This window comes from Sphaerothrix gracilis Ecp01 (genome assembly GCF_030405905.1).
Taxonomy (GTDB): Bacteria; Cyanobacteriota; Cyanobacteriia; order Phormidesmidales; family Phormidesmidaceae; genus Sphaerothrix; species Sphaerothrix gracilis.
Window position 1 is genome coordinate 60,331 of the sequence record NZ_JASATW010000022.1, and the last position, 23,691, is coordinate 84,021.

Annotated in this window: 23 protein-coding genes and 3 pseudogenes; 13 read left to right on the plus strand and 13 right to left on the minus strand. The window is 52.4% G+C overall.

Annotated elements, in window-relative coordinates:
• Nucleotides 1-74 precede the first annotated feature (74 nt).
• The 5 genes and pseudogenes from QJQ48_RS20970 to QJQ48_RS20990 all read left to right on the plus strand — a co-directional run.
• The gene (locus QJQ48_RS20970; protein WP_346293204.1) at nucleotides 75-3,248 is read left to right on the plus strand and encodes an efflux RND transporter permease subunit; all 3,174 of its coding nucleotides are present in this window, start codon (nucleotides 75-77) and stop codon (nucleotides 3,246-3,248) included.
• 14 nt (nucleotides 3,249-3,262) lie between these two features.
• Nucleotides 3,263-3,952, plus strand: a complete 690-nt coding sequence (rppA, locus tag QJQ48_RS20975; protein WP_346293205.1) for a two-component system response regulator RppA — start codon at nucleotides 3,263-3,265, stop codon at nucleotides 3,950-3,952.
• Nucleotides 3,921-5,339, plus strand: a complete 1,419-nt coding sequence (gene rppB / locus QJQ48_RS20980; RefSeq protein ID WP_346293206.1) for a two-component system sensor histidine kinase RppB — start codon at nucleotides 3,921-3,923, stop codon at nucleotides 5,337-5,339. Before rppA ends, rppB begins: the two co-directional genes overlap by 32 nt.
• A gap of 120 nt (nucleotides 5,340-5,459) precedes the next feature.
• Nucleotides 5,460-6,164 (plus strand): response regulator transcription factor, encoded by a 705-nt coding sequence (locus tag QJQ48_RS20985; RefSeq protein ID WP_346293207.1) that lies wholly within the window; start codon nucleotides 5,460-5,462, stop codon nucleotides 6,162-6,164.
• 241 nt (nucleotides 6,165-6,405) lie between these two features.
• Nucleotides 6,406-6,684, plus strand: a pseudogene (locus tag QJQ48_RS20990) (IS701 family transposase); the annotation flags it as partial.
• A 37-nt stretch (nucleotides 6,685-6,721) separates the two neighbouring features.
• On the opposite strand, the pseudogene QJQ48_RS20995 reads toward QJQ48_RS20990, so the two are convergent.
• The 8 genes and pseudogenes from QJQ48_RS20995 to QJQ48_RS21030 form a co-directional block, all read right to left on the minus strand.
• Nucleotides 6,722-7,165, minus strand: a pseudogene (locus QJQ48_RS20995) (IS701 family transposase); the annotation flags it as partial.
• A gap of 158 nt (nucleotides 7,166-7,323) precedes the next feature.
• Nucleotides 7,324-8,712, minus strand: a complete 1,389-nt coding sequence (locus tag QJQ48_RS21000; RefSeq protein WP_346293208.1) for an MBL fold metallo-hydrolase — start codon at nucleotides 8,710-8,712, stop codon at nucleotides 7,324-7,326.
• 33 nt (nucleotides 8,713-8,745) lie between these two features.
• On the minus strand, nucleotides 8,746-9,207 hold the full coding sequence (locus tag QJQ48_RS21005) for a protein tyrosine phosphatase family protein (protein WP_346293209.1): 462 nt from the start codon (nucleotides 9,205-9,207) through the stop codon (nucleotides 8,746-8,748).
• 133 nt (nucleotides 9,208-9,340) lie between these two features.
• Nucleotides 9,341-10,426 (minus strand): potassium channel family protein, encoded by a 1,086-nt coding sequence (locus QJQ48_RS21010; protein WP_346293210.1) that lies wholly within the window; start codon nucleotides 10,424-10,426, stop codon nucleotides 9,341-9,343.
• A 79-nt stretch (nucleotides 10,427-10,505) separates the two neighbouring features.
• Nucleotides 10,506-11,267, minus strand: a complete 762-nt coding sequence (locus QJQ48_RS21015; protein ID WP_346293238.1) for a MauE/DoxX family redox-associated membrane protein — start codon at nucleotides 11,265-11,267, stop codon at nucleotides 10,506-10,508.
• A gap of 105 nt (nucleotides 11,268-11,372) precedes the next feature.
• Nucleotides 11,373-11,894 carry a DUF305 domain-containing protein gene (locus tag QJQ48_RS21020; protein WP_346293239.1) on the minus strand — a complete coding sequence of 174 codons (522 nt, stop codon included), beginning with the start codon at nucleotides 11,892-11,894 and terminating at the stop codon, nucleotides 11,373-11,375.
• A 293-nt stretch (nucleotides 11,895-12,187) separates the two neighbouring features.
• Nucleotides 12,188-12,394 (minus strand): hypothetical protein, encoded by a 207-nt coding sequence (locus QJQ48_RS21025; protein ID WP_346293211.1) that lies wholly within the window; start codon nucleotides 12,392-12,394, stop codon nucleotides 12,188-12,190.
• Between the two features lie 114 nt (nucleotides 12,395-12,508).
• Nucleotides 12,509-12,712 (minus strand): annotated as a pseudogene (locus QJQ48_RS21030) (four-helix bundle copper-binding protein); the annotation flags it as partial.
• A 310-nt stretch (nucleotides 12,713-13,022) separates the two neighbouring features.
• Here QJQ48_RS21030 and QJQ48_RS21035 point away from each other — a divergent pair.
• The 7 genes from QJQ48_RS21035 to QJQ48_RS21065 all read left to right on the plus strand — a co-directional run bounded on the left by QJQ48_RS21035 (nucleotide 13,023) and on the right by QJQ48_RS21065 (nucleotide 19,624).
• Nucleotides 13,023-13,430, plus strand: a complete 408-nt coding sequence (locus tag QJQ48_RS21035) for a hypothetical protein (protein ID WP_346293212.1) — start codon at nucleotides 13,023-13,025, stop codon at nucleotides 13,428-13,430.
• 172 nt (nucleotides 13,431-13,602) lie between these two features.
• Nucleotides 13,603-13,797 carry a heavy-metal-associated domain-containing protein gene (locus tag QJQ48_RS21040; RefSeq protein WP_346293213.1) on the plus strand — a complete coding sequence of 65 codons (195 nt, stop codon included), beginning with the start codon at nucleotides 13,603-13,605 and terminating at the stop codon, nucleotides 13,795-13,797.
• Between the two features lie 10 nt (nucleotides 13,798-13,807).
• Nucleotides 13,808-16,066, plus strand: coding sequence for a heavy metal translocating P-type ATPase (locus QJQ48_RS21045; protein ID WP_346293214.1), 2,259 nt, complete (start codon nucleotides 13,808-13,810; stop codon nucleotides 16,064-16,066).
• 175 nt (nucleotides 16,067-16,241) lie between these two features.
• Nucleotides 16,242-16,808, plus strand: a complete 567-nt coding sequence (locus QJQ48_RS21050) for a cupredoxin domain-containing protein (RefSeq protein WP_346293215.1) — start codon at nucleotides 16,242-16,244, stop codon at nucleotides 16,806-16,808.
• A gap of 57 nt (nucleotides 16,809-16,865) precedes the next feature.
• Nucleotides 16,866-18,335 (plus strand): multicopper oxidase family protein, encoded by a 1,470-nt coding sequence (locus QJQ48_RS21055; protein ID WP_346293216.1) that lies wholly within the window; start codon nucleotides 16,866-16,868, stop codon nucleotides 18,333-18,335.
• 6 nt (nucleotides 18,336-18,341) lie between these two features.
• On the plus strand, nucleotides 18,342-19,073 hold the full coding sequence (locus tag QJQ48_RS21060) for a TVP38/TMEM64 family protein (protein ID WP_346293217.1): 732 nt from the start codon (nucleotides 18,342-18,344) through the stop codon (nucleotides 19,071-19,073).
• A 14-nt stretch (nucleotides 19,074-19,087) separates the two neighbouring features.
• A complete protein-coding gene (locus QJQ48_RS21065) occupies nucleotides 19,088-19,624 on the plus strand; it encodes a Rieske 2Fe-2S domain-containing protein (protein ID WP_346293218.1) in 537 nt (178 codons plus the stop codon).
• 15 nt (nucleotides 19,625-19,639) lie between these two features.
• Here the strand turns inward: QJQ48_RS21065 and QJQ48_RS21070 are convergent, their stop codons facing one another.
• The 4 genes from QJQ48_RS21070 to QJQ48_RS21085 are packed head-to-tail and all read right to left on the minus strand — an operon-like array spanning nucleotide 19,640 to nucleotide 22,358.
• Nucleotides 19,640-20,293, minus strand: a complete 654-nt coding sequence (locus tag QJQ48_RS21070; RefSeq protein WP_346293219.1) for a tetratricopeptide repeat protein — start codon at nucleotides 20,291-20,293, stop codon at nucleotides 19,640-19,642.
• Between the two features lie 51 nt (nucleotides 20,294-20,344).
• Nucleotides 20,345-20,752: a tetratricopeptide repeat protein gene (locus QJQ48_RS21075; protein ID WP_346293220.1), complete on the minus strand. Its 408-nt coding sequence runs from the start codon at nucleotides 20,750-20,752 to the stop codon at nucleotides 20,345-20,347.
• Nucleotides 20,753-20,769: 17 nt separating this feature from the next.
• Complete coding sequence (locus QJQ48_RS21080) at nucleotides 20,770-21,690, minus strand: vitamin K epoxide reductase family protein (RefSeq protein WP_346293221.1); 921 nt, start codon at nucleotides 21,688-21,690, stop codon at nucleotides 20,770-20,772.
• 5 nt (nucleotides 21,691-21,695) lie between these two features.
• Nucleotides 21,696-22,358, minus strand: coding sequence for a hypothetical protein (locus QJQ48_RS21085; RefSeq protein WP_346293222.1), 663 nt, complete (start codon nucleotides 22,356-22,358; stop codon nucleotides 21,696-21,698).
• Nucleotides 22,359-22,475: 117 nt separating this feature from the next.
• Here QJQ48_RS21085 and QJQ48_RS21090 point away from each other — a divergent pair, with 117 nt between their 5' ends.
• A complete protein-coding gene (locus QJQ48_RS21090; protein WP_346293223.1) occupies nucleotides 22,476-22,661 on the plus strand; it encodes a hypothetical protein in 186 nt (61 codons plus the stop codon).
• On the opposite strand, the gene QJQ48_RS21095 is transcribed toward QJQ48_RS21090, so the two are convergent.
• Nucleotides 22,662-23,690, minus strand: coding sequence for a sodium:calcium antiporter (locus QJQ48_RS21095; RefSeq protein ID WP_346293224.1), 1,029 nt, complete (start codon nucleotides 23,688-23,690; stop codon nucleotides 22,662-22,664).
• Nucleotide 23,691: the final 1 nt, after the last annotated feature.

Consider the following 23,691-nt stretch of genomic DNA (forward strand, 5'->3'; position numbering starts at 1 on the left):
ATAAGGCTTTGTGTCCCTCTTTCGCGTATTTAGAATACCTGCTTTATCGACTCTAAGCACATTGGTCTTTATTGATGAAAAGCTTTCTCACCCAATGGTCTATCAAGCATCCCGTTGTCGTCGCGGCTCTGTATATCGCGGTGCTGGTGCTGTCGGTGCTGACGCTGTTTCTGCTGCCGGTGCGGATGATGCCCTATGTGGAAAGTCCGCTAGTCTCCATCGTCACGATGGCACCGGGCTCCTCGCCCACAGAGGTGGAAACTTACATCAGCAAGCCGATTGAGCAGCGGATGACGGTGCTGGACGGGGTGCGGTTCATCCGCTCTAGTTCCCAGCAGGATATGTCTCTGGTGACGATTCAGTTTGCTTGGGGGGGAGACATTGACGACGCCGTGCAGTCGGTGCAAAGTGTGATGACGGCAGCCGAGGGCGATATCGAACTGGATGGCTTTAACTCCCGTTCCTACTGGGTACTGCCCATTGACCCGCTGAACCGTCCGGTGCTGACCCTAGCGCTCCAGGGGGAAGGCTGGGATCCAGTACAGCTACGTGAGTTTGCCGACAATACTTTGGTCGATCGCCTAACCCAGGTGCCCAATGTGCAGGCGGTATCCATCTTCGGGGGCTATCGGCGACAGTTGCAGGTGGTGGTTGATCGCCAGCAGCTCGCAGCTTACAGCCTGTCCATTTTGCAGGTGCGCGATGCGATCGATGCCAACAACGTCAGCCAAGGCGCGGGGGTTCTGACCCAGGGTGATTCCGAAATTCTGGTGCGGGCCGATAAGCGAGCGCTCAGTGCCGCCGATGTGATGGACTACCCCATCCTGGAGCAGGACGGGCAGGTGGTCTACGTCCGCGATGTGGCCACGGTAAAGGATACTTTTGAGGAGCGACGCAGCGGCTACCGCTACAACGGCGAGGCGGCGCTGGCCGTCAACGTCATTCAGAAGCCGGACTCCAGCTCACCCCAGGTGATTAAGCAGGTGCGGGCCGAGCTAGAGAAGATTCAGGCAGAAAATCCCGGTCTCAGCTTTGAGAAAGCCTACGACAACTCTTATCTGGTCAACATCATTCTCGACAGCACCTTTCAAGAGCTGCTGATCAGCGTGCTGCTGGCGGGCATCGTGATTCTGATCTTTTTGGAAGATTTTCGGGCGACGGCGATCATTATGATCTCCATTCCTACGTCCCTGGCTCTCTCCACCCTGCCCTTCATTCCCATCGAGATGTCCCTCAACTCGTCCACTCTGATTGGCATGATGATGGCGATCGGTAAGCTGGTGGATGACTCGATTATTGTGATTGACTCGATTGATCAGAAGCTGCGAGCAGGCTTCCGCCCGATGCAGGCCGCTATCAAGGGCACTGGGGAGGTGTTTCTGGCCAGTGCGGCAGCCAGCTGCGTAATGATTGCGGCGTTACTACCGACCATTCTCGCCGGAGGACTGACCGGGCTGATGTTTGTGGGCATCGTCTGGCCCATGGTGTTCGCCTTCATCGCCTCGCTAATTGTCTCGGTGACGCTGATTCCGCTGATTGCTGCCTTTGTGCTGAAACCACCTCAGGAGAGACGACAACGACAAACCTGGCTGCAATGGTTGACCACGCCAGTGCGGGTGGGCTTCCAGAAACTGGAACAGGGCTACGGTTGGCTGCTCGATCGCTGCATGAATAATCGCGAAATTACACTGGCGATCGCGGGGTCTGCGATTGTGCTGGCCATTGCTATTTACCCCTTCGTGCCCCAAGAAATGATGCCCCTGGGCGACTCCGGTCAGTTCATGGCCTCCCTGGAAATGGAGGCCGGGACCTCCTTTGCGAAAACGGACGAGAGCGTTTACCAGCTAGAGCAACTCCTACTCACCCAACCCGATATTACCAAAGTCTCTGCCCAAACAGGCTTTGAGCTGACTCGCAACAGTACCTATTTCACCGGCTACAGCATGGGCAGCGTCAACTCGGCGTCGCTGATTATCACCCTGGAGGATGAGCGCGATCGCGACATCTGGGAAATTATGGACAGCGTGGAAGCGGAAGCTCGTCGCACCATTCCCGGTCTGCGCCGCATTGGCCTCAAGGAGATGGGAGTAGACGTGATGGCCACCTCCGCCGCGCCGATCCAGCTCGCTGTGTATGGGGAAGACCTGGAAGTCCTGCACCGTCTCGCCGAGGGTGTCCTCCGCATTGCCGAAGATACTCCTGGCCTGGTGATGGCCCAGACTAGTTCGGCGCTGACTCAACCGGAATATCAGCTCACGGTTGATCGCCGCCGAGCGGAAGAACTGGGCCTGAATGTGCGGATGGTGGCTCAGCAGGCCCGCTATGCCCTGAATGGCGGCTTTACCCAGCGCTACTACAATCGCCCGAACTTGCGGCAGAACTCTATTTTGGTGCGGTACGAAGAGGAAGACAGAGGCACCCTCAATAATCTGGCGGGCACCTATATTACAACGCCGATGGGACAGCAAGTGCCGCTAAACACCGTCGCCACCTTAGAACGTCAAAACGGCCCGACTCTGATTGAGCATGTGGGCGGTAAGCGGGTGGTGTACGTCAACGGCTATTACCGCAAGGGTGGACCTGCGTCGATGGATTTGTCCATGATGATCGCTATGCGAGCCGGTCAGGAGCTCAACTTTCCTCCAGGCTACGGCGTTGACTCTATGGGCGATATGACCGACATGATGATCGAGTTCGATCGCCTGCTCAAGGGATTGCTGGTATCGCTAATTTTGATCTATTTGATTCTGGTGATTCAGTTTGGCTCCTTCATACATCCCCTAGTCATGATGCTCTCAGTGCCGCTGCAGTTGGTCGGCGTTTTCGGCGGATTGATTCTAGCTCAGCAAACCCTGTCGAGCGTATCGATTTTAGGCATTGTGATTCTCTCAGGGCTGTCGCTCTCGGCGGCGATTCTGCTGCTGGAGCTGATTCTGGCCAAACGCGAAGAGGGAGTGCCCCGTGATGTGGCCATTCGCATGGCAGGCCCGGTGAGGCTGAAGGCGATTACCATGACCACCCTGACCACGGTGATTGTGATTGTGCGGCTGGCCTTCTTCCCGGAAATTGGCATGGACGCCTATTCACCTATCGCCACGGTGATTCTGGGGGGACTGCTGTTCTCAACGCTGCTGACCCTGGTGGTAGTGCCAGTGGTCTATTCTTTCATCGACGATGCGACGCAATGGCTAAAGCGACGTGGGGGGAGACGAACTCCCAAGAAGCTAGAACCTATCATTGGTAAGTAGTCGGTGTCATTTCTATGCGGATTCTGCTGGTTGAAGACGAGCCTGATCTAGGCCAAGCCATCAAGCGTACCCTGACCCAGGAAGCCTACGTGGTGGACTGGGTGCAGTCGGGGGATGAGGCGTTGTCCCACTTAGAGTACGATTCGTCACTCTACGCTGTAGCTGTATTTGACTGGATGCTGCCGGGGAAGTCAGGGATTGAATTGTGTCAGTGGCTTAGATTTCACCACCATGCCCTACCTGTCCTCATGCTCACCGCCAAAGACCAGATTGAAGACCGCATTACTGGCCTGGATGCCGGGGCCGATGATTATCTGGTCAAGCCTTTTAGCATGGCAGAATTGTTGGCCCGACTGCGTGCTTTACAGCGACGATCGCCCGAACTGAAACCCAGTAAGCTACAGGTGGGGCCACTCACGCTGGATTGCAATCGCCGCATCGCTTTTCTGACTTCCAAAGACACCGAACAGCAGATTGAATTGACGCAAAAAGAGTTCCAGCTGCTGCGATATTTCATGGAGCACCCAAACCAAATTCTGACTCGTGAGCAAGTGCTCAATCAGCTTTGGGAATTTGGCAGTGAACCGAGTAGTAATGTTGTTGCGGCTCAAATGCGACTATTGCGCCGCAAGTTAGCCAACTATGGCTGTAGTGAAATTATTGAGACCGTCTATGGCATGGGATACCGCTTTAATTCCCACTAAGCTGTTTCGCCGCAGCCGCTGGCAGTTGACAGTTTGGTATACCGGAGTGATGGCTATAGTTTTAGGATTGTGCGGGCTGGCGGTGTACGAAGCTATTGCCCATGCCCATCGCGTCACTGCTGATCGCGAACTCAAATCTGTTGCAGAAACTGTTCACAGCGCATTAGAGAAAACGCTCGCCGTTGATCAGCCGATTGATGAAGTCTCGCCCAATTTGCTACCCAATTTATGCGTAGCTGGCGAAGGGTGTCTGGTTCCCTTTGAGCGTTCTCGCGGCCATCATGGCGAGACCCTGTATCGAGGAAGTTATTACATTCGGGTGCTTGACCCGGCTGATGAATTGATGGCAACTGCTGGAAATTACCCGATGGGCCTACCTGTGACCAGTACCAAGCCCGCCTGGCAGAGCTTGAAGGACGAGGCAGGCAATGAGTATCGACAAATCGCGATACCGATAAAGACATCAAGCGGTGATGTCCTACTTGCGACTCTGCTGGTGGGACGTTCCTTCGATGACTTCGCTCACTACTTGGCAACAATTCGGTGGATAATTCTGCTGAGTTTGCCAATCACAATGGGGCTGATTGCGGGGGCGAGTTGGTGGCTAGCGGGGCTGGCTCTCAAACCAGTACGGCTTTCCTATCACAAGATTCAACAGTTCACTGCCGATGCTGCCCACGAATTGCGTACGCCCCTGACAGCCACCCAGGCCACCACAGAATCGGTGATGCGTCTGCCGGAAATTTCCGATGCTGAAGCCCGTGAAATGCTGCAGGTCATTACCCGTCAAAATCATCGCTTGGCCAATCTCGTGAGCGATTTGCTGCTACTGTCTCGATTGGATATCCAAACTCCACCGGCTAAAACACATTGCTGCTTGCAGGATATTCTCAGCGATATTGAGGAAGAACTGGCAGCACTAGCGATCGCCAACAACGTTCACCTCATTCTTGACCAACCAAAAGCTCCTGTGATCATCGTCATGGGCAACGAAGAACACCTCTATCGGTTGGTGTTCAACATTGTCAGCAATGCCCTCCAACACACACCCGCAGGCGGAAAAGTGAGCATCCGGCTGCAGCAGGCGATTCGTAAGACGTTTCCTGAAGGCGAAAAAAATCAAGCGGTGGTGACGGTTGAAGATACTGGAGTCGGCATTGCACCAGAGGACCAGATCAAAATCTTCGATCGCTTCTATCGAGTTGAGAAAGCTCGTTCCCGCCAGAGCGGTGGCTCAGGATTGGGACTGGCGATTGCGCTGGCGATCGCCCAGGCCCATGGCGGCAATATTCGGGTTAAGAGTGAGTTGGGCCAAGGCAGCGTTTTCACCATTAGTTTACCAATCTCAATCTTGCGGACACAGCAAAACTCATCAGAAATCGATTAATATCAAGCCCTTAATTTCATCATGATTTCATCACATTCTCTTAACCTAGGTAGAGAGCAAGCACGAAGCTTTTCGTAAAACGATTTGTAAACTGCTCTACTGATGATGGGAGTAGACAAAATGGACACTGAAATTTTGGTGATTTCTCATGATGAGAAAATGCGGCAGCTCATGCAGATAGAGCTTGAGGTAGAAGGTTACAATGTCATCGCAGAAGCTGACACCACTTCCGGCTTCATCACTGTGCGTAAAACCCAACCAAAGCTATTGATCTTAGATGAAGCGGCACCAGGTCTATCATCAATTGAAGTTTGCCGTCGTTTACAGACTACAAATCCTCATCTCAAAATCATCCTTGTTGTTGACAGTGAGAGAGTACAGGTTTCCGACTGGATGGCTGATGATTATATATTTAAGCCATTGAACCTGACTGAGCTTCTGCTGAGGGTCAGGCTAAAAATGCGCTGGAAATCAACTGAGAAGGCCAATATTCTCAGGTTCGAAGACCTGTCTTTATGTTTGACAAGTCATGAGGTTTATCGTGGCGATCATCGGATTGAATTAACACCTAAAGAATTCGACTTGCTGAGTTATTTATTACGCCATCCAAAGCAGGTTATAGGGCAAAGCCGCTTGCTTGAAACTATTTGGGATTATGAATTTTTAAGCGGTTCAAATGTACTCCATGTATGCATTAGCAGTCTTCGAAATAAGCTAGAATCAGCTGGAGATCCTCGTCTAATTCAAACTGTTAGAGGGGTCGGTTACGTACTTAGGAAGTCTGTCTCATATTGTTCTCTTGTAGAGTATTGCGAGTCAGCCTGATAATATTCTTGCCAAGACACAAAGACAATCAGACTTTTAGTCGAGGTCTATGAAGCTCATTATATGTGCCAAGACATAGGGGACCATAAAATGGTCCCCTATGTCTTGGCTCTGATTGACTTGTATGTTCAGATTGTGGAGTGAAGGGACAACTCAGCAACCTTCATTCTGCGGTAGAAGAAAGGCAGGACATGGAGAGACTGGTGATTGACTCAGGCCCATGAGCCCGGTTGTCAGAGCAGCCGGTGCAGATGACTTTGAGCAATTGCATACCCTCCATTGGGGCATTGAATGTTTTCACCGGGCTGGGAAACAGTTGTGTGCTCTAAAACGTTTTCGGGTGCGCCTGAAGGAAGCCATTGACACCCATATCTTCTGCGCCCTACGGGCCTTTGTCGAGTTGGAGTTGCAAGTCTGGCACCAGCAGTTAGGCAATTGGTATGAGCTCCAACGTCATCTCTATCAGGACGTCGCTCGCCAGTTCATACTTCAAGCACCTCTGATGGGTAGGACCACTTGAATCCTAGTTTTGTCGATTCTGTCAATGCGTAAGTCCTAATCTCTTGAAAGTATTGGTTTTTGGTTTTACCCTCCGCTTTGTCATAGAGCCGGTAGTTGATCGGCACTCGCAAGCCATTAGTGCTGGTGTAGTAGAGCGTGACCAGCGAGAGTCCCAGCACCGGCTTGGCGGCTTTACTGCTCCAGAAATAGCCTAAGAGCGCCGTGGCTTTTCGCTGGGCGTAGGGTTTCTCTAGCACCGTATCATCTGCGCTCAAAACACCCCCGACTAAATCAATCCAGCCTTGAGCAACGAGCTCGTCAAAGAGATCCTTGGGTACATAGCGTTCTCGGCACAGGAAACGATTGATGCTGTCGTGGGACACCGTCTTGAGGATCTCAGCCAGTTCGCAACAGCCGGACCCTTGTGGTTGGGCCAGCAGATAGCGCACATAGAGATCGATCGTGCAATGAGCGGTGGAGGGTTTAGTGAGAATACGCAAAGGACTAGGGGATACAACACCTTTGAATTTCAACCCACAAATTTACTCAACTGTCAATGCGTAAGTCCTGTTTATTTTTCTTTGATATTTAGGTGTTGGAAAAACCATCATGCTATGCACCCCCTATCGTGAGAAACTGAAAACTCCGTTCATCTACATCAAACGGTTTCGTAATTAGCCTGCTTCCAGGCGCTCATACCGCCCAAAACATTGACGACGCTTTCCCGGCCATGATGCTGGAGTAAACTCGCCGCAACGGAGGCTCGGTAGCCGCTGCCACAGACCACCGCAACGGGGCGATCTCTAGGTACTTCATCCAGCCGTTTGGGCAGTTCAGCGGCGGTGATAAAGGTCGCCCCCTGAATGTGCCCGCGATTCCACTCTCCCTGCTGGCGCACATCCAGCACGAACAAATCATCATTTCGCTGCATCTGTTCTTGCAGCATATGGACGCTCCATAACGGCAAAAAATCAATCTCGCGAGCCGCTGTGCGCCAGGCTTTTATGCCGCCAGCCAGCCAGCCTTTGGGTAGATCGTAGCCAATGCGGAGCAGTTGCCAGTAAACCTCCCACAGATCGCTGGAACGCTCTAGCACCAAAGTCAGCGGAACATCCGGCAGCAGCACTGACCCGGCCCAGGTGGCAAACGACGAGCTGAGAGCCACGTTAATGGCCCCCGGAATGTGGCTGGCAAAAGCTTCAGGAGAGCGGCAGTCAACCACCAGGGCACCGTCTTTCTGTAATTGCTCAAACTGGTTGACCGTCAGCGGCGGTGGACCGGCTAGCACGCCCAGCAGGGGCGGTCCTGCCTGGTTGGCTTTGCGCATCCGAGGCCAGTAGGGCGGCACGGTAGGCAGCTCCGATAAATCCATGCACTGCTGGGTAAATTCATCTTGGGACGCCAGATTTGCCAGCATCTGGTTCATGCGGCGTTCGTAGCCGATGGTGGTGGAGAGACGGCTACCGATGCTGCCGCCACAGAGGGAACCGGCTACGTGGGTAGGGTAGACCTCAACGTAATCCGGCAGCTTGAGAATTTTTTCCTGGAGGGTTTGGCAGAGCTGCCCGGCGTGGCGGCGAATGTCTTCATCAGACCCTAGCAGGTCGGGACGACCCACATCATCCACGAGCAGGGCTCCCCCCGACAGCAGCATCACCGGCTCGTCGCCGCGACCCCGATCGGTGACGAGAAAGCTCATGTGTTCTGGCGTATGGCCCGGTGTTTGCATCGCCTCAAACACAATTTCGCCCATCTCCAGGCGATCGCCGTCTCCCATGCCTTTTACGCTGTAGCCGAGCTCGGCGCGGGCACTGCCAATCAGCTGTACATCGCCCCGCTCGGGCAGTTCACAAATGCCGGTTAGGTAGTCGTTGTGCTGGTGGGTATCGGCGGCGTACTTGATCTGCATGCCCTGGTGTTGGGCTGTATCAAAATAGGTATCGACATCCCGGCGTACGTCGAGCACCAGCGCTTCGCCGGTTTCTTCAGAACCAATCAGGTAGGAGGCGTGGCCCAGGCTTTCAAGATAAAACTGTTTAAAAAACATCGCTTTAGTCAGAATTTAGTCAATTGAGCGTACTCACACAGAGGCACTCGTTTCAGTATGGCTGTCGATGTAGTGGATGAAAAACTGTTTCATTTGGGGATGGGCATCGCAGTCGAAGCCATTTTCCTTGCCTTTTTGGAGGGCAGCATCAGCGCTCATGCCATTGCGGGTGGCTACGTACATCAGCGCCATGGCCCCGGAACGCATGCCGCTCTTGCAGTGGGTCAATACGGGTTTGGGCAAATCATCAATGGTTTGCAGTACCTGATTGGTTAGTTCGTCACTGATGTCGCTGGGTTGGATCGGAATGTTGGCATAGGTCAACCCGGCCTGTTCAACCTGAGCCTGTTCCTCGGCTGGTGCGCCTTCTTCCTGGGGCGATCTCAAATTTAAGATGGAACGAAATCCTGCCTTAGCAGCTTGATGAATTTGCTCAGGAGTTAACTGGCTGTCTGCAACAGCTATTTCGGGCGTGATCGTTTTGATACCTTCCATGGTCTATCTTTCTCAGCTAAATGTTTTCAAGTTTGGATGCCTTTATCCAGGCTTTTCATACTGTGAATTTTGTACTTCTAGATGGCAAAAACTCTCCCAGAAACTCTTCGCCGGTTTGTTCTGCGGCAGCTTCCTATTCTTTAAATTTTTCGGTTTCAGGATTGACGATATTACTCCAGCGATAGTCCATGTAGTTTGCAAATGCCAGGACAACCCCATTCCACTGTCTGCGACGCGCAACATATTCATCTGCGCCTATTGCCAAATCCGGGATGGTTTTGACGTCATAATTTTGGAGCAACGAACTTGCTCGTAAATAGCGCGATCGCCACTCTTTCTCAAATGCAGGTTGATCACATTGATCCTGCCCTAGAAAAGAATCTGAGAGCTGAAATAGCAAGTCAAGCCCGCTATTTTCTAGCTCATTGACTGCAGAAGAATTGATAAACGGCCCGTACTCTTGAGGATGCAGGATAGTTTTGATTAATGTTGCCAAGTCAAGGCTGACTAGAGCGATGCGGGCTAGAGAATACTGCACTTCCTGAAAGCGAAAATAGTGCAGGATGGGATAGGCATGATGCGACTCTAAGAGAAACAGCAAATCGCGGCTGATGCTGGAAATATCTCCAAAGGCTGTTTCAAAGCGATCGTAGCCCTTGAGTTGGGCCAGGAATAATCCAGCATCAGCTTCGCTGCCTGAGCGATGAAAGAGGCTCAACGCAAAAGTATTACGCTTAGTAAGGGCGTTGTAGACAGACAGTAAGTAGGTCAGCGACGCGGTAAAAACGGTAAAACCAAGCGCTGACTCGATAATCGTAATCGACCTCCAGAGATTCGTTTTTGGGACGAGATCCCCAACTCCTAATGTCGTTAAGGTAAAACCGCTGTAGTAAAGCGCGGTCGAGAAATCAGTGGGTGTTTGACCCTGGCTGGCCTGAATGCCACTCCCCAAAGTCGGCCAAATCAGCAAGGCAAACCCCAAAATTAAGCTGCACACCCAGATAAAAACAATCAAAATCAACAAGGTTGGCCCGCAGTAGGACAAAATCTTGTCGCTCCCCCTAATCGGTACGCGAGACAGATATCGAAATATCTCCCACGTACTTTTGCAGAGCTTTAGGCTCATGACACTTTTGTGGGTGCGGGGATAGAGCACCGTCAAATAGACATCGATAAGGGCAACAAGAATGATTCCAATGCCTAGAATTTGAGCGAGCATGTGTGGTTGAAGATACCCCTACGGAGAACTGATCAGTGTGAGCAGAAGAAGGATGTTCGCTTTCAAACGGGCACCTCCGTCAGTCCTTGGCAGGTCGCAGCAATTCAAGCCGCTGTGATTCTACGGCAATTTCCCTTTGTCCTTCGAGCCTAGCCGTATCCGACGTTGTTGCAGACACCAGCAACACGGCTCCCATCACAATCATGATGGCGTTTTCTAAAAAACTGACGACACCTAGAGGGGCGCTCGAATTCCCTCCTACACAGGCACAGTTGAGCTCTAGCTTGTCAATATAGACGGCTTTGAATACCGAAACGGCACCGCTTGTCCCCAACAGCAGTGAACCAATTCCCGTTGCGATCGGAGCCACGCCTGAGAGAAATCCCAGTCCTAGTAGCAATTCAAGAAAAGGAAACGCCTTGCCAAAAGGTTTTACGCGCTGCGTAATCAGGTCATATTTCTCAAAGCTTTCAACGAAGGATTCCAAATCCATCAGCTTGAGCGAAGCTAGCATCGACAGCGAAACTCCCATGAAGCCAGCGGTTCCCAAAGACGCCGCCAGAGAAATTAACGCGGCGGTCGAAAATAGAGCAATCACTGGCGTGTAGGAATACTCAGCTTTCTCAGCCTCAACGTCAAAGTAGTCCGCTAGGTCGGTATAGCCGCCAATGCGATCGTCGCCAAAGAAAATCTGCGGTGTAGCCGAAACATTATGTTCCGCTTTGAACGCGTCAACCTCCTCTTTAGAAGTCAATCGATGGTCTTTAAACTCGATATTCTTTTCGTTCAGCAAATTGACTGCCCGCAGCCCCCAAGGGCACTCATGCTCCGGCATTGACATTCGGTAAACGCGGACAGTCTGGTTAGCTTCTAGTGCTTTTGGCTGGGTAGCAGTCACAAAATTCTCCTTTCAATTGATATGAGGTAAGCAAAAAGGCGTCGATATCTATTCGGGAGTGGGGGAAAATTCCGGCATTTCTCGCCCGTCTAGCTCAGCTTGAGTGGTAACCAAGCCATTCTCTCGAATATCAGAAATCAGCCATTCCATTTCACTAATTTCCCGACGCTGGGCTTCGATGATTTCATCGGCCAATTCACGGACTCGAATATCCTGAATTTGGGCGCGTTCACTCGTCAAAATCGCGATCGAATGGTGGGGAATCATGCCTTCCATATAGTCCACATCGCTCACGGTGATTTGACTGCGCACCAGCCATAAAGCGGCCCCAAACAGAACAATGGCACCCACATAAATGGCAATGTTCATGCTCCGGCTCTTATACATGTGCAGCATGTACGACAGCATGATCACCATCATCGCGGCACCCATAATCAGGGCCATATAAGCCCTGGTTTCGCTGAACCAAGCGTGACCAAGAATCTGATAAGAATGCAGGTACATCAAGAAAAACATCACAATGATTGAAGTACCAATCATTGCGAAGAATTTGACGTAACTACCGGACATTCCTTTGGAATGCCCCGAATCTGTATGGCTGGCGATCGCATTGTCTTGAGTATTCATTGCTCTCTCTATGTAAATTAATGAGGTGAAAAACCAGACTGAAGAGTCTGCTTTAAAGTGTGTGTTAGTGATCTAAGGGCCAGTAATCTTTACACGCTCTGGCTTCTAAAGTTAGTACGCTGGTAGGATGAACAGCGCACTTAAGATAAACATTGTCGTGAAAAAATGGCACCGCTTGCACAGTGAAACCTGCCTGAAAGGAACCGATGACTGAAACTGCCGCCACTTCTGAGATTTCAGTAATATTTCAGTAATACGGTAATGCCTACAGACAGCACGATCGCCGGAATGAATGCTGCTACTGCTACGGCAACATATGGAGAATCTGCTACTGCCTCTCCTGCAGCATCAGTTTGAATCTCCTGAAAAGTTCTTCCAGAGGGGGAGCTATCTTTCACTCCAGCAGCTTCTAGCCGCAGGTTAGGCCGGTGTTTGTCAGTCAAGGTCGTAGTTAGGGAAGCTTTATCATGATCTGTAGAGCCTCTGGAGGCATATGACATTTTCCCAGTTTGCAAGTCCTAGTAAATCTAAGCAGTGACTGTGCCTACACCCGCAATCTTGCGAATTGGAGCAATAAAATAGGAGCCACGCACCATAAGCGTGGCGAGGCTTCTGCAGGTTTCTCCTGTGTCTAGACACATGCGGGCACATTTCACCATATCTGGATTGCCCATGCAGGCTTCGGCACAGTGTTCGCACTCCACAGCACAAGCCATCGCTTTATCGAAGCTTGATTGATATTTTTCATGATTTAAAAGCATAATTTTCTCCAGCAGCGATAGCTAATTCGTACTAAGAAAACAATTGCTTCCACACCTATCAATGGTAATAAGCCGCATTTCAGTCCTAGGGATTAGAGCTATTTCATCCTGATTTCATAATTTTGTGATAAATCGCTTAGCTCCCAGCAGCAAACTAGAAAATACTCATATTTCATCGCCATTTCATGGTTTATCTATAAACTAATTAACGCTGTTACAACTCATGTGCTGTAATCTTTTTGTCGCGAAAACTTTGCGAATATCTTAGAGACTTTAGTTGTGGCAAGTTAAAAGATTGGATTTAAAGGGAATGACGATGATAGAGTTTTTGAAAAAAGCAAGTTCAGAGATTGTGCTGATTGCTTTGTTTGGAATAGGGATTGTGGGCGGGCTGACTACTCCTGCCTTTAGTCAAGGTATGCTGCAGGAATCAGATTTGGAGCAAGGACCTGCTTCAGAAGGCATGATGGAGTCAGAACAGACGCCCATGGGGGACATGCAGATGACTCACCAGGGCATGCCCATGCAGACGTCAGGCGAGATGCTGGAGCTGATGGGCGAGATGCAGCAGCTCATGTCCACCCTGACTCCTGAACAAATGGCGGAGTTTCGTCCCTACATGATGGAGCACCATGCTCGTATGGTTGAGGAGATGCAAGCTTTGATGGGGCAGTTGCGAACAATCACCAATCAAACCGAAGAGACGGACACACCCTAGTAGCTGGCTCAAATGTCATCTGTCAGCGCATCGTCGCTACTGTGGGGCATAGCCAAATCTACGCCCTGCGCTCATTTTCTGCAGACGTGCAAACTTCTACCGTCCCCCTCTTGACCCTTCAGCTAACTAGAGACCTCAAGATAGAACCATCATTGATATTGGAGGGTTTGTGATGAAACTTGATTTGCATGTTCCTGACCTCGCCTGTTCTGCCTGCGTCGGAACTGTGACCAAAGCCGTCCACTCTGTGGATGCCACAGCTCAGGTTGTTGCTGATCCGAAGACCAAGCGGGTCAATATTGTTACCGAGGCATCAGAAGCCGACATCAAAAGCGCCATTGCCACGGCAGGATACACAATCGCGTGAGGATGCCCCTATGGATAATCAAACCTTTAAGCTCCGAGGCATGAGCTGTGCCGCTTGTGCCAACAACATCGAAGCGGCCATCCGCTCGGTTCCCGGCGTCGAGACTTGCAGCGTCAACTTTGGGGCGGAACAAGCCGTGGTGGCCTACGATGCTAACCAGGTCAGCGCTGCCGATATCCAATCGGCGGTCGATGCGGCGGGCTATGGAGCGCAGCCCGTTGACGATAACCCGTTGACGACTGAAGACGACGCTGAGCGCCGCGAGCGAGCTGCTAGAGACCGAGAGCTGAAGCGCAAAGTCATCTTTAGTCTGGTGATGAGTATTGTCCTCGTGATTGCAGCGTTGCCTATGATGACGGGGTTAGAAATACCGCTGATCCCTGCCTGGATGCACAACCCCTGGCTGCAGTTAGTGCTGACCTTACCCGTCATGGTGTGGGCCGGGAGCGACTTTTTCATCAACACCTGGAAGGCACTGAAACATCATTCCGCCACGATGGATACGCTGGTGGCGGTGGGCACTGGCACCGCCTACCTGTACTCGCTGTTCCCGACAGTGTACCCCCAATGGTTTATCGATCAGGGGCTGCGACCCGATGTGTACTTTGAGATTGCGGCCATCATCATCGCCCTGATTTTGCTAGGCAATCTGCTAGAAAACCGGGCTAAAGGACAGACCTCGGAAGCGATTCGCAAGCTGATGGGGCTACAGGCGAAAACAGCGAGGGTGATCCGCCAGGGTGAACCCATCGATGTCCCCATTTCGGAAGTGGCGTTGGGAGACACGGTGCTCGTCAGACCCGGGGAAAAGGTGCCGGTAGACGGGGAAATCATCGAGGGCTCCTCGACTCTTGATGAAGCGATGGTGACCGGTGAGAGTATTCCCGTCCAGAAGCAGGTGGGCGATGAGGTGATTGGAGCGACCCTCAACAAGACGGGAAGCTTTAAGTTTCGCGCGACTCGGGTGGGCAAAGATACCTTCTTGGCTCAGATTGTCAAACTCGTGCAGCAGGCCCAGGGCTCCAAAGCGCCGATTCAACGATTGGCCGATCGCGTCACCGGCTGGTTTGTCCCAGCAGTGATTGCGATCGCCATTCTCACCTTTGTTACCTGGTTCAACTTCATGGGCAACGTCAGCATGGCCCTGATCACCACTGTGGGGGTGCTGATTCTAGCCTGTCCCTGCGCCTTAGGGTTGGCAACCCCCACCTCCATCATGGTGGGAACCGGAAAAGGAGCCGAAAACGGCATTCTGATCAAAGGGGCCGATAGCCTGGAGCTGGCCCATAAGATTCAAACCATCGTGCTGGATAAGACCGGCACCGTGACTCAGGGACAGCCCACCGTTACCGACTACATTACCGTTGGGGGCACCGCCAATAGTAACGAACTGGCATTGCTGAAACTGGCGGGTTCCCTAGAGCAAAACTCCGAGCACCCCTTAGCAGAAGCAGTTGTGCAGTACGCCCAAAGGCAGGGGGCAACTCTGGTAGACCCGGCAGGATTTGAAGCTGTAGCCGGGAGCGGTGTTCGGGGCCAGGTAGAAGGGAAATGGGTGCAGATCGGCACCCACCGCTGGCTAGATGAACTGGGTATTGATACCCAACGCCTGAAACCAGAATGGGATCGGCTAGAGTCTGAAGGAAAAACTGCTGTCTGGCTGGTAGTGGAAGAGCAAGTAGAGGCCATTATGGGCATTGCCGATGCCGTTAAACCTTCCTCTGCTAATGCTATTCGCGCTCTGCAAAAAATGGGTCTGGAGGTTGTCATGCTCACTGGCGACAACCGACGCACCGCTGAGGTGATTGCCCGTGAAGTGAACATTCAACGAGTCATGGCTGAGGTGCGCCCCGACCAAAAAGCCGACCAAGTGCTGGCCCTACAGCAAGAAGGTAAGCTTGTGTCCATGGTGGGCGACGGGATCAACGATGCCCCGGCATTGGCTCAAGCCGATGTGGGCATGGCGATTGGAACAGGTACCGATGTAGCGATCGCCGCTAGCGATATCACGCTAATTTCCGGCGATCTGTGGGGCATTGTGACGGCCATTCAACTTTCCCGCGCCACCATTCGCAACATTCGTCAAAATCTGTTCTTTGCTTTCATCTACAACGTCGCAGGCATTCCCATTGCGGCTGGTATCCTCTACCCGTTCTTGGGCTGGCTGCTCAACCCCATCATTGCGGGCGCGGCCATGGCCTTCAGCTCTGTGTCGGTGGTCACCAACGCGCTGCGGCTGCATAACTTCCGCCCGAAAATTCAGGCTTAAACTCCCCATCCCCCTATCTCCCCATTCTCTCATCTTACAAAGGAGTCTGACCATGACCTACCCGCTTTCTTTCTTCGCCCTACTCGTCGGGGCTGGCTTTTTACTCGGATCCCTTTCCGGCATTCTGGGCAATTTCATCATCTTTGACATCGTTAGCTAGCTCAGGAGGTCTACCATGCGTTGTTTTCACAAATTAGCCTTAAGTAGCTTGACCAGTGTGTGGCTGCTTCTGGCTGTGGCTACTGGCTCTCCGGCTCAAATGACCCATGAGTCGATGTCTGAGTCTAACGGTGGGTTTCGCCGGATTGAACAGCCGCTGTGGACAAAAGCCTTAGTCACGACAGGTGGTTTAGGGTTGATCGGGCTAGAGCTTTGGTGGTTTGTCTTCAGTCAACCCAAATCGAGTCAAGCCAAGGCCCAAGACGGCATGCAGGAAATCACTATCACGGTAGATGCCGGTTATGACCCAAACCAAATAGTGGTGCAAGCGGGTTTACCCGTGCGGCTCAACTTCCATCGTACTGACCCCAGTAGCTGCCTAGAAGAGGTTCGCCTACCGGACTTTCGCATCGCTAAAGCCCTGCCAGTGAATCAAACTACCGCGATCGAGTTCACCCCTGATAAACCCGGACGGTATGAATTTGCCTGCGGCATGAATATGTTCCGAGGCACCGTCGAGGTTGTGGACGACTCGATGAAAACCAACTCTACCGATTTGGCTGCAGCGGCCAAATCCCCTTGATTGAGACATCCGAATCTTCTGCTTTGGTGTTTCAACTTCCAGTTCTACAGCAGTTTCATGACAGTTACGAAAACGATGCGGCGACGAGAATTTTTGGGATTAAGCCTGGGAGCCACTGGAACAGTGTTGCTGTCCCAGTGCTCTCGGCGATCACCCTCCGCCTCCGAATCTGGTTCGGTGTTAGCTCAAGTTCCGATTCACAGCAGCGCAGACGGCGTGCTCAACTTCGACCTGGTGGCTGAGGCGCAACGGGTGCGACTGGGGAACCGCAATGCCAACCTGCTCACTTACAACGGCCAGATTCCCGGCCCTCGATTGGAGGCCAACCCCGGTGACACCGTTCAAATTAGTTTCATCAATCGACTGAACCAGCCTACCAATCTGCACTACCACGGGCTCCACATTCCACCCACAGGTACCGGAGATAACGTTTTCCTCGAAATTCCGCCCGGCGAAAGCTATACCTACAAGTTCCAAATTCCTCAAAACCATCCGGCGGGTACCTTCTGGTATCACCCCCACTACCACGGGCTAGTGGCAGAGCAACTCTTTGGCGGGTTGGCTGGATTATTCGTAGTACGCGGCGAACTAGACGACATTCCTGAAATCCAAGCCGCTCAGGAGGCGTTTTTGGTGCTCAAAGACTTTGCCCTCGATCGCAGCGGCAATATTCCCAATCCCGGTCACATGGCCCAGATGACCGGGCGCATCGGCGATTTGCTAACGGTCAATGGGCAGTTCAATCCATCACTGGAGATCCCTCAAGGGGGACTGCTGCGGTTGCGGCTGCTGAATGCGTCCACGTCTCGCTTCTTCCGGTTGTCCCTGGAAGATCATCTGTTTTACCTAATTGCTACTGATGGGGGGGCGATCGCAGCTCCCGTCGAACTCAACGACCTGGTGCTAGCTCCCGGCGAACGGGTTGAGGTTCTCGTCAAAGCAGACCGCGACCCCGGCCAGTATCGGTTGCTCAACCAGCCCTTCAACCCCGCCCAGGGCATGATGGGTGGCGGCATGATGGGTGGCGGCATGATGGGCAGTTCGCAAAATCGCAGCACCACCGAAACCGTTGCGACCCTGACCTACAGCGGCAGCACCGAGCCACTCCCGTTACCCACCCAGCTCATCGCCATCGATCCTCTGCCCGAGCCCCAAACGACTCGCCAGTTCACCCTCAACCACGGCATGGGCATGGGGATGGTGTTTTTGATCAATGGCAAAGCCTTTGAGCATGACCGCATCGATACCCAGGTACCGCTCAATACCGTCGAAGACTGGGAGATCATTAACACAGGCACCATGGCCCATCCTTTCCACGTTCACATCAACAAGTTTCAGGTGCTCAGCCGCAACGGTCAGCCTGCGCCCTACGCGGCGTGGAAAGATGTGGTGTCAGTGAGTCCCGGCGAGAGCGTTCGCCTGCGCATCCCCTTCCGCGACTATGTCGGTAAAACGGTCTATCACTGCCATGTTCTCGACCACGAAGACCGAGGCATGATGGGAGTTTTGGAGATTCAGCAGGGTTGATGAACAATGGCTCGAAAACGGCAACGGCGTTGGCGGAGCCTTGCCAAAGGCAAATCGCGATCGCTATGGCAGCGACAAAATTTAATTGCCCTTGGGGTGCTCGGGCTTTCCCTCCTTGTGTATATATGGGTTTCCCGCCAAGCTGACACGAATCCGCTGACTCCTGAGGGCCTTAGGCAACTCATCGATGGCACAAGCATTTGGGGCATCTTGGCCTACATCGCCATCATTGCGCTGGCCGTGGTGATTAGTCCCATTCCAGGTGCGCCGCTCACTGTGGCGGCTGGAGCTGTGTGGGGTGCGCTTCCGGCGGCTATCTATAGCGTGGCAGGGGGTTTTTTAGGCGGCTTGATAGCTTACTTTGTTGGTCGCAGCCTAGGGCGTTCAGCCGTCAAGGCGCTGACAGGCAAAGCGGTCTACTTTTCGAAAGACCGAGGAGAATGGCTGCTGGGTGGTGTCATTTTTGTCACTCGGCTGCTGCCCGTTTTGTCATTTGATTTAGTCAGCTATGGGGCTGGGCTCACGAACCTTTCTCTGCCGATATATGCTTCGTCAACCTTTTTCGGGATGCTTCCATCTACGCTGTTGCTGACCTATGTGGGACAGTCGTTTACCATCGGACTGCCTCTAGGGATTATTCTATCTGTCGTGTTCGTTATCCTGCTGATACTCCTACCCTGGGGCATTCGTCGCTACAACTGGTTTGGCTTGCAGGACATCATTCACATCGTTGATTAGTCTACGAGGGGATTATGTTAAATCGCCGTCGCTTCTTTCAATACGCAATCGGGAGTGCTACTACCGTACTCGGGTTTCACTGGGTTGCCGCTAGCAGTGCTGCCGCCACAGCGGCAACTAAAGAACTCAATCTCGATCAGTTCTGTTTGGAGTATCCCTACAATTCTCGCTGTGAAAACTATCTCCCTGGTGTAGAGGCGACAGCTCCTGATGGCGAACCCTACTCCTTAGAGGCGCTGCTGAGTCAGAGCCGTACGGGCGATCGCATTCCCGCCGAAGGTCTGGAAAATTTGACCTACCTGGTGATTACTGATGGGCCAGAGTTGGCAGCCTATGGCATTAGCGCCAAATGCACTCATTTGGGCTGTACCGTTGACTGGGACGCCGATGAACAGACGTTTATTTGCCCCTGCCACGGCTCCCGTTTCGACTCTCTCGGCAATGTGGTGAATGGTCCTGCCAGGGATCCGCTTAGGTTAGTTGCGGTGGCAGCCAATCAGGATCGCATCGGTTTAGTCGATCAGTCGCCTGAGGCTATCCCCCGAAGCTAGCCGGGTTAGTGGAACCTAGCTGAGCCAAGAAGTCTCAAGCTCTTGAAGCAGTTCATCAATCACCTGAATATCCGCTTCATTTCCCTGCTCTAAAAGTAAAGACTTGGCTTTCTGAAGGGCTTCAATCGCCTCTGTAGTACGACCTCGTGCTTCTAGTGCAATGGCCAGGTGATAGTACCCAGAGGCATGATCAGGAGCGAGTTCTAGCAATTCAAGATGAGCGACAATCGTCATCAAAGCATCTTGCTGCTCAAAGTAGAGATCAGCGATCGCATCATGGGCCATGACTGAATCAGGCTCTAACCGAACAGCCTGCTGATAGCTCTCCATGGCAGCATCTAGATTGCCCTGCTGCCAGAGAATGTAGCCAATTTGCATACGAATATCGGCATTCCGAGGATCGCCTTCAGCCGCTGCTTCAAAGGCAATTAGAGCGGACGCAATATCATCTTCTTGGAGATAGGCAATACCTAGATTCATTTGAATTTGGCTGGCCTGAGGAGCGAGTTCAGCCGCGTTTTCTAAAGCGGTAATCGCTGCTTCAATCTCTCCCTGTTGCAGCAGAATTAGCCCTAAAGATTCGGTGGCCTGTAGATTTTCTGAATCGTCTGCCAAAATGTTGGCATAAACCTCCGACGCCTCCTCGAAGGCTGCGAGTTGAAACAACATTGCCCCTAGTCCGAGTTGCGCGTCTAAATTATCGGGCTGTAAACGCAGAATCTAGCGGTAGGTGTTGGCGGTTGCTTCATAAGCCTCTAGCTGGCTTTGGGAATAAGCTAAGCCAAAGTAAAAGGGTAGATTTTCTGGATCTAATTCCAGGGCTGTTTGAAACGCAACAACAGACTCCTGAAAGTTGCCTTGGCGAGCCTGCAAGTAGCCGATGGCCGAAAAGATTTTTGGATTTTCGCTATCTAAACTCGCGGCGTGCTGATAGCGGGATAGCGCCTCTGTCAGACTACCTGACTCAACCAGTTCTTCTCCAGACTCTAATAAATCGGCCAATTCATTGAGTCGGGCCTGATCGCTCAGCGATTGCCCAGGGGTGTGGGCCAAAACCGGGGATGTGAAAACCAAAAGGCTCCCCATGGCTACGGCTAATTGATTGAGTAGATGACTCGTGCGTCTCAAGGTCTCTCTCCTCTGAACTAGATAGAATTTTGAAAATTCGTTGGGCCTTCGTAGCCAGTGAGTTGGGCCAATTCTTCTAGGGTTTGAGTCCCTGACAAGCGTTCGCCGTTGATTTCCCAGGTGGGATAGCCGGTAATGCCTGCTTCTTGGCATTCTGGAGTCTGGCTCTGTCCGTCGGGCGTGGAGCACTCAATATAGGAAATGGTTTGAGCCGCTGCTTCACCGAAGAGTTGCTTTTGGTCGTGGCAGTGGGGGCACCACCAGGCTCCATAAAATATCGCACCCGTGTCAGCTAGGTGTTGGGCCAGGGCGATTTCAGCCGGTCCAGACGCGGTAGTAACTTCAATGCCGGGTTGTCCATTAGCATCCGTTGCAGTGGCTGGATTGTTGACATTGGCATAAAGGCCGAGAGTACCAACCAAAATGACTACGGCTGTGATGATGCCAGTGAAAAAGGGTTGGGATAAATCTGACCAGTCTTGTCCAATCAGCGCCAGCAGAAACAGTCCGGTTGATAGCAACGCCGACCCGACACAGTAGAGGCAAACGGCCTTAATTTCGGCGGTAAGCAGATACATCAAATAACCACTAAACACCATCATGGCGGTGCCGCCAATGAAAAGTAGCGGTTGGGTCCAGCGGGTGAGGTTAGCTCGCAGCTCTTTCTGTTCAGGTCCTCGGACGAGAAGCGGGGCGATCGCCAGCCCAATCATGCCCACGTAAGCCAGAAATCCAAAGAGCGCCAAAGGCTGCCCATACACCGTGGCGTAGGGACTAGACAGGACAATATCGCAGCCTTTAGTAGGGCAGGCGGTTGAACTACCTGTGAGCTTATTGATAGTTAAGTAAGCGGTGACAACAGCACCGACAGCCGCTAACCCGGCCATCAGGGGGCGGGCATAGCGATGAATCCAAGGAGTAGCTTTTTTGCGTGGCATAAGTTCTAAATATCAATAAACAACGTTACAAATCCTAAAATCACCAGTACTGCCCCGGTTAGAGCATGGCTGCTGAGGTTCCAGGTGGAGATAGCAGTAGAAAACTGTTCAGCTCTATGCCAACTCCAGTTCACTATCAGCACCATACCGAGCACGGTCACCATTAAATACACTCCAGAAACGAGAGCAATGCCAAACCATCCCAGCGCCCCTGCTGATAGGTAAAATGCGCCGATCCCGATGAAAGGAGAGAAAAACATGGCGGTGGTCAGAGTCATGACCACCGCCCATTTACTGTGGTCAGAATCGCCTGCGATCGCCGCTACAGGGGCATGTTCATACTGAGCAGACTCTGACGAGAAGCGTTGCCGCAGGGGGCGGCTGAGGTAAACCAGGCCCAATCCAATGAGCACTATCGGAGCCACCAGATGGGTCACAAGTTCGTAGTACTCGTCCAGTTGATAGCCCAGCAATCCGACAGCCATCCCAATTAAGAGCGTACTGGCAGTGTGAGCCAAGCCGGTCACGGCAGTAATCCAAAGGGTTTCTGGACGAGACCAGCCTTCAGCTTTACCGACCGTCACGAGCGGTAGCCAGTGACTGGGAATTAAAGCGTGAATGAAACTCAGCGCCAGAGTGCCCAGCAAGATTTGAAGGGAAGCAGACATGCTTTAAGGAGATTGTTTAAGCACAACAACAAGTGTGAAATCCTGTAAAAAGTAGGTTCGGGCTGGAAGGAGAGAGCTAGGATCAGAGTATAAATACTCAGTAGTAAGGGGGTTCTGATGAAACGGACTTCTTTGATTAGTGCGGCGTTGGCAACTGGACTGGTACTGGTTGTTCCAGCGATCGCCTGGAGCCAGGTCAACCCAACCGTTACCAACTCTCCAGAAATCACTGATACGGTGATGGTTTGGCATCACGGTGGAACCCATCGTGGTGGACATGGCGGGCATGGTGGTTGCTGGTAGTTAAATACCATTGAGGACTCCCCAGAGCACGATCACCAGGTAGATCAAAACCAAACTGTCTAGGGCTAGCACCTGCCAAAGGGCAAAGCCATGCTCTGGAGTGCCCCAGTGGATGAAGACCGCATACGCCGTTGGCACCAGCGCCACGAATACCAGATTGGTGATAAATAGTGGCAGGTTGCTGATGGAAACGGTGGCAAGGGCGAGGGGGAAAAACGCGACGGTCATGGTGACGGCATGGTCGCCGATGACGCTGGCGGTTGCTGCTGTAATTTGGCCGCTGCGGGTAATGCTCCAGGTCGCAAACAGCTCCGGCAGCATCGCCATCGGGGCAGTAATAAAAAGTCCACCAATGATTTCAGAAATTCCTATCGCCGCGACGATGTTTTCTGTCGCGGTGACGGTGGAATAAGCGCCAATCGCTAGGGCCAGAATGCCTGCGATCGCAATGGCTATTTCCTCCTGACTCCACTGAGTTGCCTGTCCAGGTTGACGCCCCCTGAAAATGGCTTGAGCCAAGTAAGCGCCGTACACTGCCAGCATGATCCAACCATCAATGGGCTGTAGTCCTCGCCAGGGAGCTGGTAGGGCGAGCAGCGCTACCACCGCCACAATGGCGATGTAAGGAATGGCCTGCACTGTTACGGCGTCTCGTTCAATCCGCATAAACCGCTGCTGCCGGTGTCTCGTATGGGCTTCCTGGTCTTCTCCCGCTTCGGCCTGATTGGGTTTTCCAAGCTGGGGCTGACGGGAGGCGATGTAGGCGGTCGTCACCACCATTGGAATAGCGATGATGTTTGACCCCAGCATTGTGCCTAAACCGATGTCTGCCACCCGTTTGAGAGCACTGGTTGCGTTAATACCAATCTCAGGACTGGCAGCGGCAATGCCTACTAACGCTGCTCCCGCTACCTGAGTCAGCCCCCAGCGCGATCTCAATTTTCCCAACGGTTCGCCCAATTGCTCTGCTCCCCAGTGGGCCGCCCAAACAGCAGCAATCAGTACCGCTCCCCATAGCCAAGTACTCATC

Bases quoted from the DNA above. Each gene is read 5' to 3' on its own strand.
- QJQ48_RS21015 (WP_346293238.1), bottom strand. From the start codon at position 11,267: ATGTCAATGCCGGAGCATGAGTGCCCTTGGGGGCTGCGGGCAGTCAAT.
- QJQ48_RS21055 (WP_346293216.1), top strand. From the start codon at position 16,866: ATGACAGTTACGAAAACGATGCGGCGACGAGAATTTTTGGGATTAAGC.
- QJQ48_RS21045 (WP_346293214.1), top strand. From the start codon at position 13,808: ATGGATAATCAAACCTTTAAGCTCCGAGGCATGAGCTGTGCCGCTTGT.
- QJQ48_RS20985 (WP_346293207.1), top strand. From the start codon at position 5,460: ATGGACACTGAAATTTTGGTGATTTCTCATGATGAGAAAATGCGGCAG.
- QJQ48_RS21095 (WP_346293224.1), bottom strand. From the start codon at position 23,690: ATGAGTACTTGGCTATGGGGAGCGGTACTGATTGCTGCTGTTTGGGCG.
- QJQ48_RS21090 (WP_346293223.1), top strand. From the start codon at position 22,476: ATGAAACGGACTTCTTTGATTAGTGCGGCGTTGGCAACTGGACTGGTA.
- QJQ48_RS21000 (WP_346293208.1), bottom strand. From the start codon at position 8,712: ATGTTTTTTAAACAGTTTTATCTTGAAAGCCTGGGCCACGCCTCCTAC.
- QJQ48_RS21005 (WP_346293209.1), bottom strand. From the start codon at position 9,207: ATGGAAGGTATCAAAACGATCACGCCCGAAATAGCTGTTGCAGACAGC.
- QJQ48_RS21035 (WP_346293212.1), top strand. From the start codon at position 13,023: ATGACGATGATAGAGTTTTTGAAAAAAGCAAGTTCAGAGATTGTGCTG.
- QJQ48_RS21060 (WP_346293217.1), top strand. From the start codon at position 18,342: ATGGCTCGAAAACGGCAACGGCGTTGGCGGAGCCTTGCCAAAGGCAAA.
- QJQ48_RS21010 (WP_346293210.1), bottom strand. From the start codon at position 10,426: ATGCTCGCTCAAATTCTAGGCATTGGAATCATTCTTGTTGCCCTTATC.
- QJQ48_RS21080 (WP_346293221.1), bottom strand. From the start codon at position 21,690: ATGCCACGCAAAAAAGCTACTCCTTGGATTCATCGCTATGCCCGCCCC.
- QJQ48_RS21040 (WP_346293213.1), top strand. From the start codon at position 13,603: ATGAAACTTGATTTGCATGTTCCTGACCTCGCCTGTTCTGCCTGCGTC.
- rppB (WP_346293206.1), top strand. From the start codon at position 3,921: ATGGCATGGGATACCGCTTTAATTCCCACTAAGCTGTTTCGCCGCAGC.
- QJQ48_RS20970 (WP_346293204.1), top strand. From the start codon at position 75: ATGAAAAGCTTTCTCACCCAATGGTCTATCAAGCATCCCGTTGTCGTC.
- QJQ48_RS21020 (WP_346293239.1), bottom strand. From the start codon at position 11,894: ATGTCCGGTAGTTACGTCAAATTCTTCGCAATGATTGGTACTTCAATC.
- rppA (WP_346293205.1), top strand. From the start codon at position 3,263: ATGCGGATTCTGCTGGTTGAAGACGAGCCTGATCTAGGCCAAGCCATC.
- QJQ48_RS21085 (WP_346293222.1), bottom strand. From the start codon at position 22,358: ATGTCTGCTTCCCTTCAAATCTTGCTGGGCACTCTGGCGCTGAGTTTC.
- QJQ48_RS21050 (WP_346293215.1), top strand. From the start codon at position 16,242: ATGCGTTGTTTTCACAAATTAGCCTTAAGTAGCTTGACCAGTGTGTGG.
- QJQ48_RS21070 (WP_346293219.1), bottom strand. From the start codon at position 20,293: ATGTTGTTTCAACTCGCAGCCTTCGAGGAGGCGTCGGAGGTTTATGCC.
- QJQ48_RS21065 (WP_346293218.1), top strand. From the start codon at position 19,088: ATGTTAAATCGCCGTCGCTTCTTTCAATACGCAATCGGGAGTGCTACT.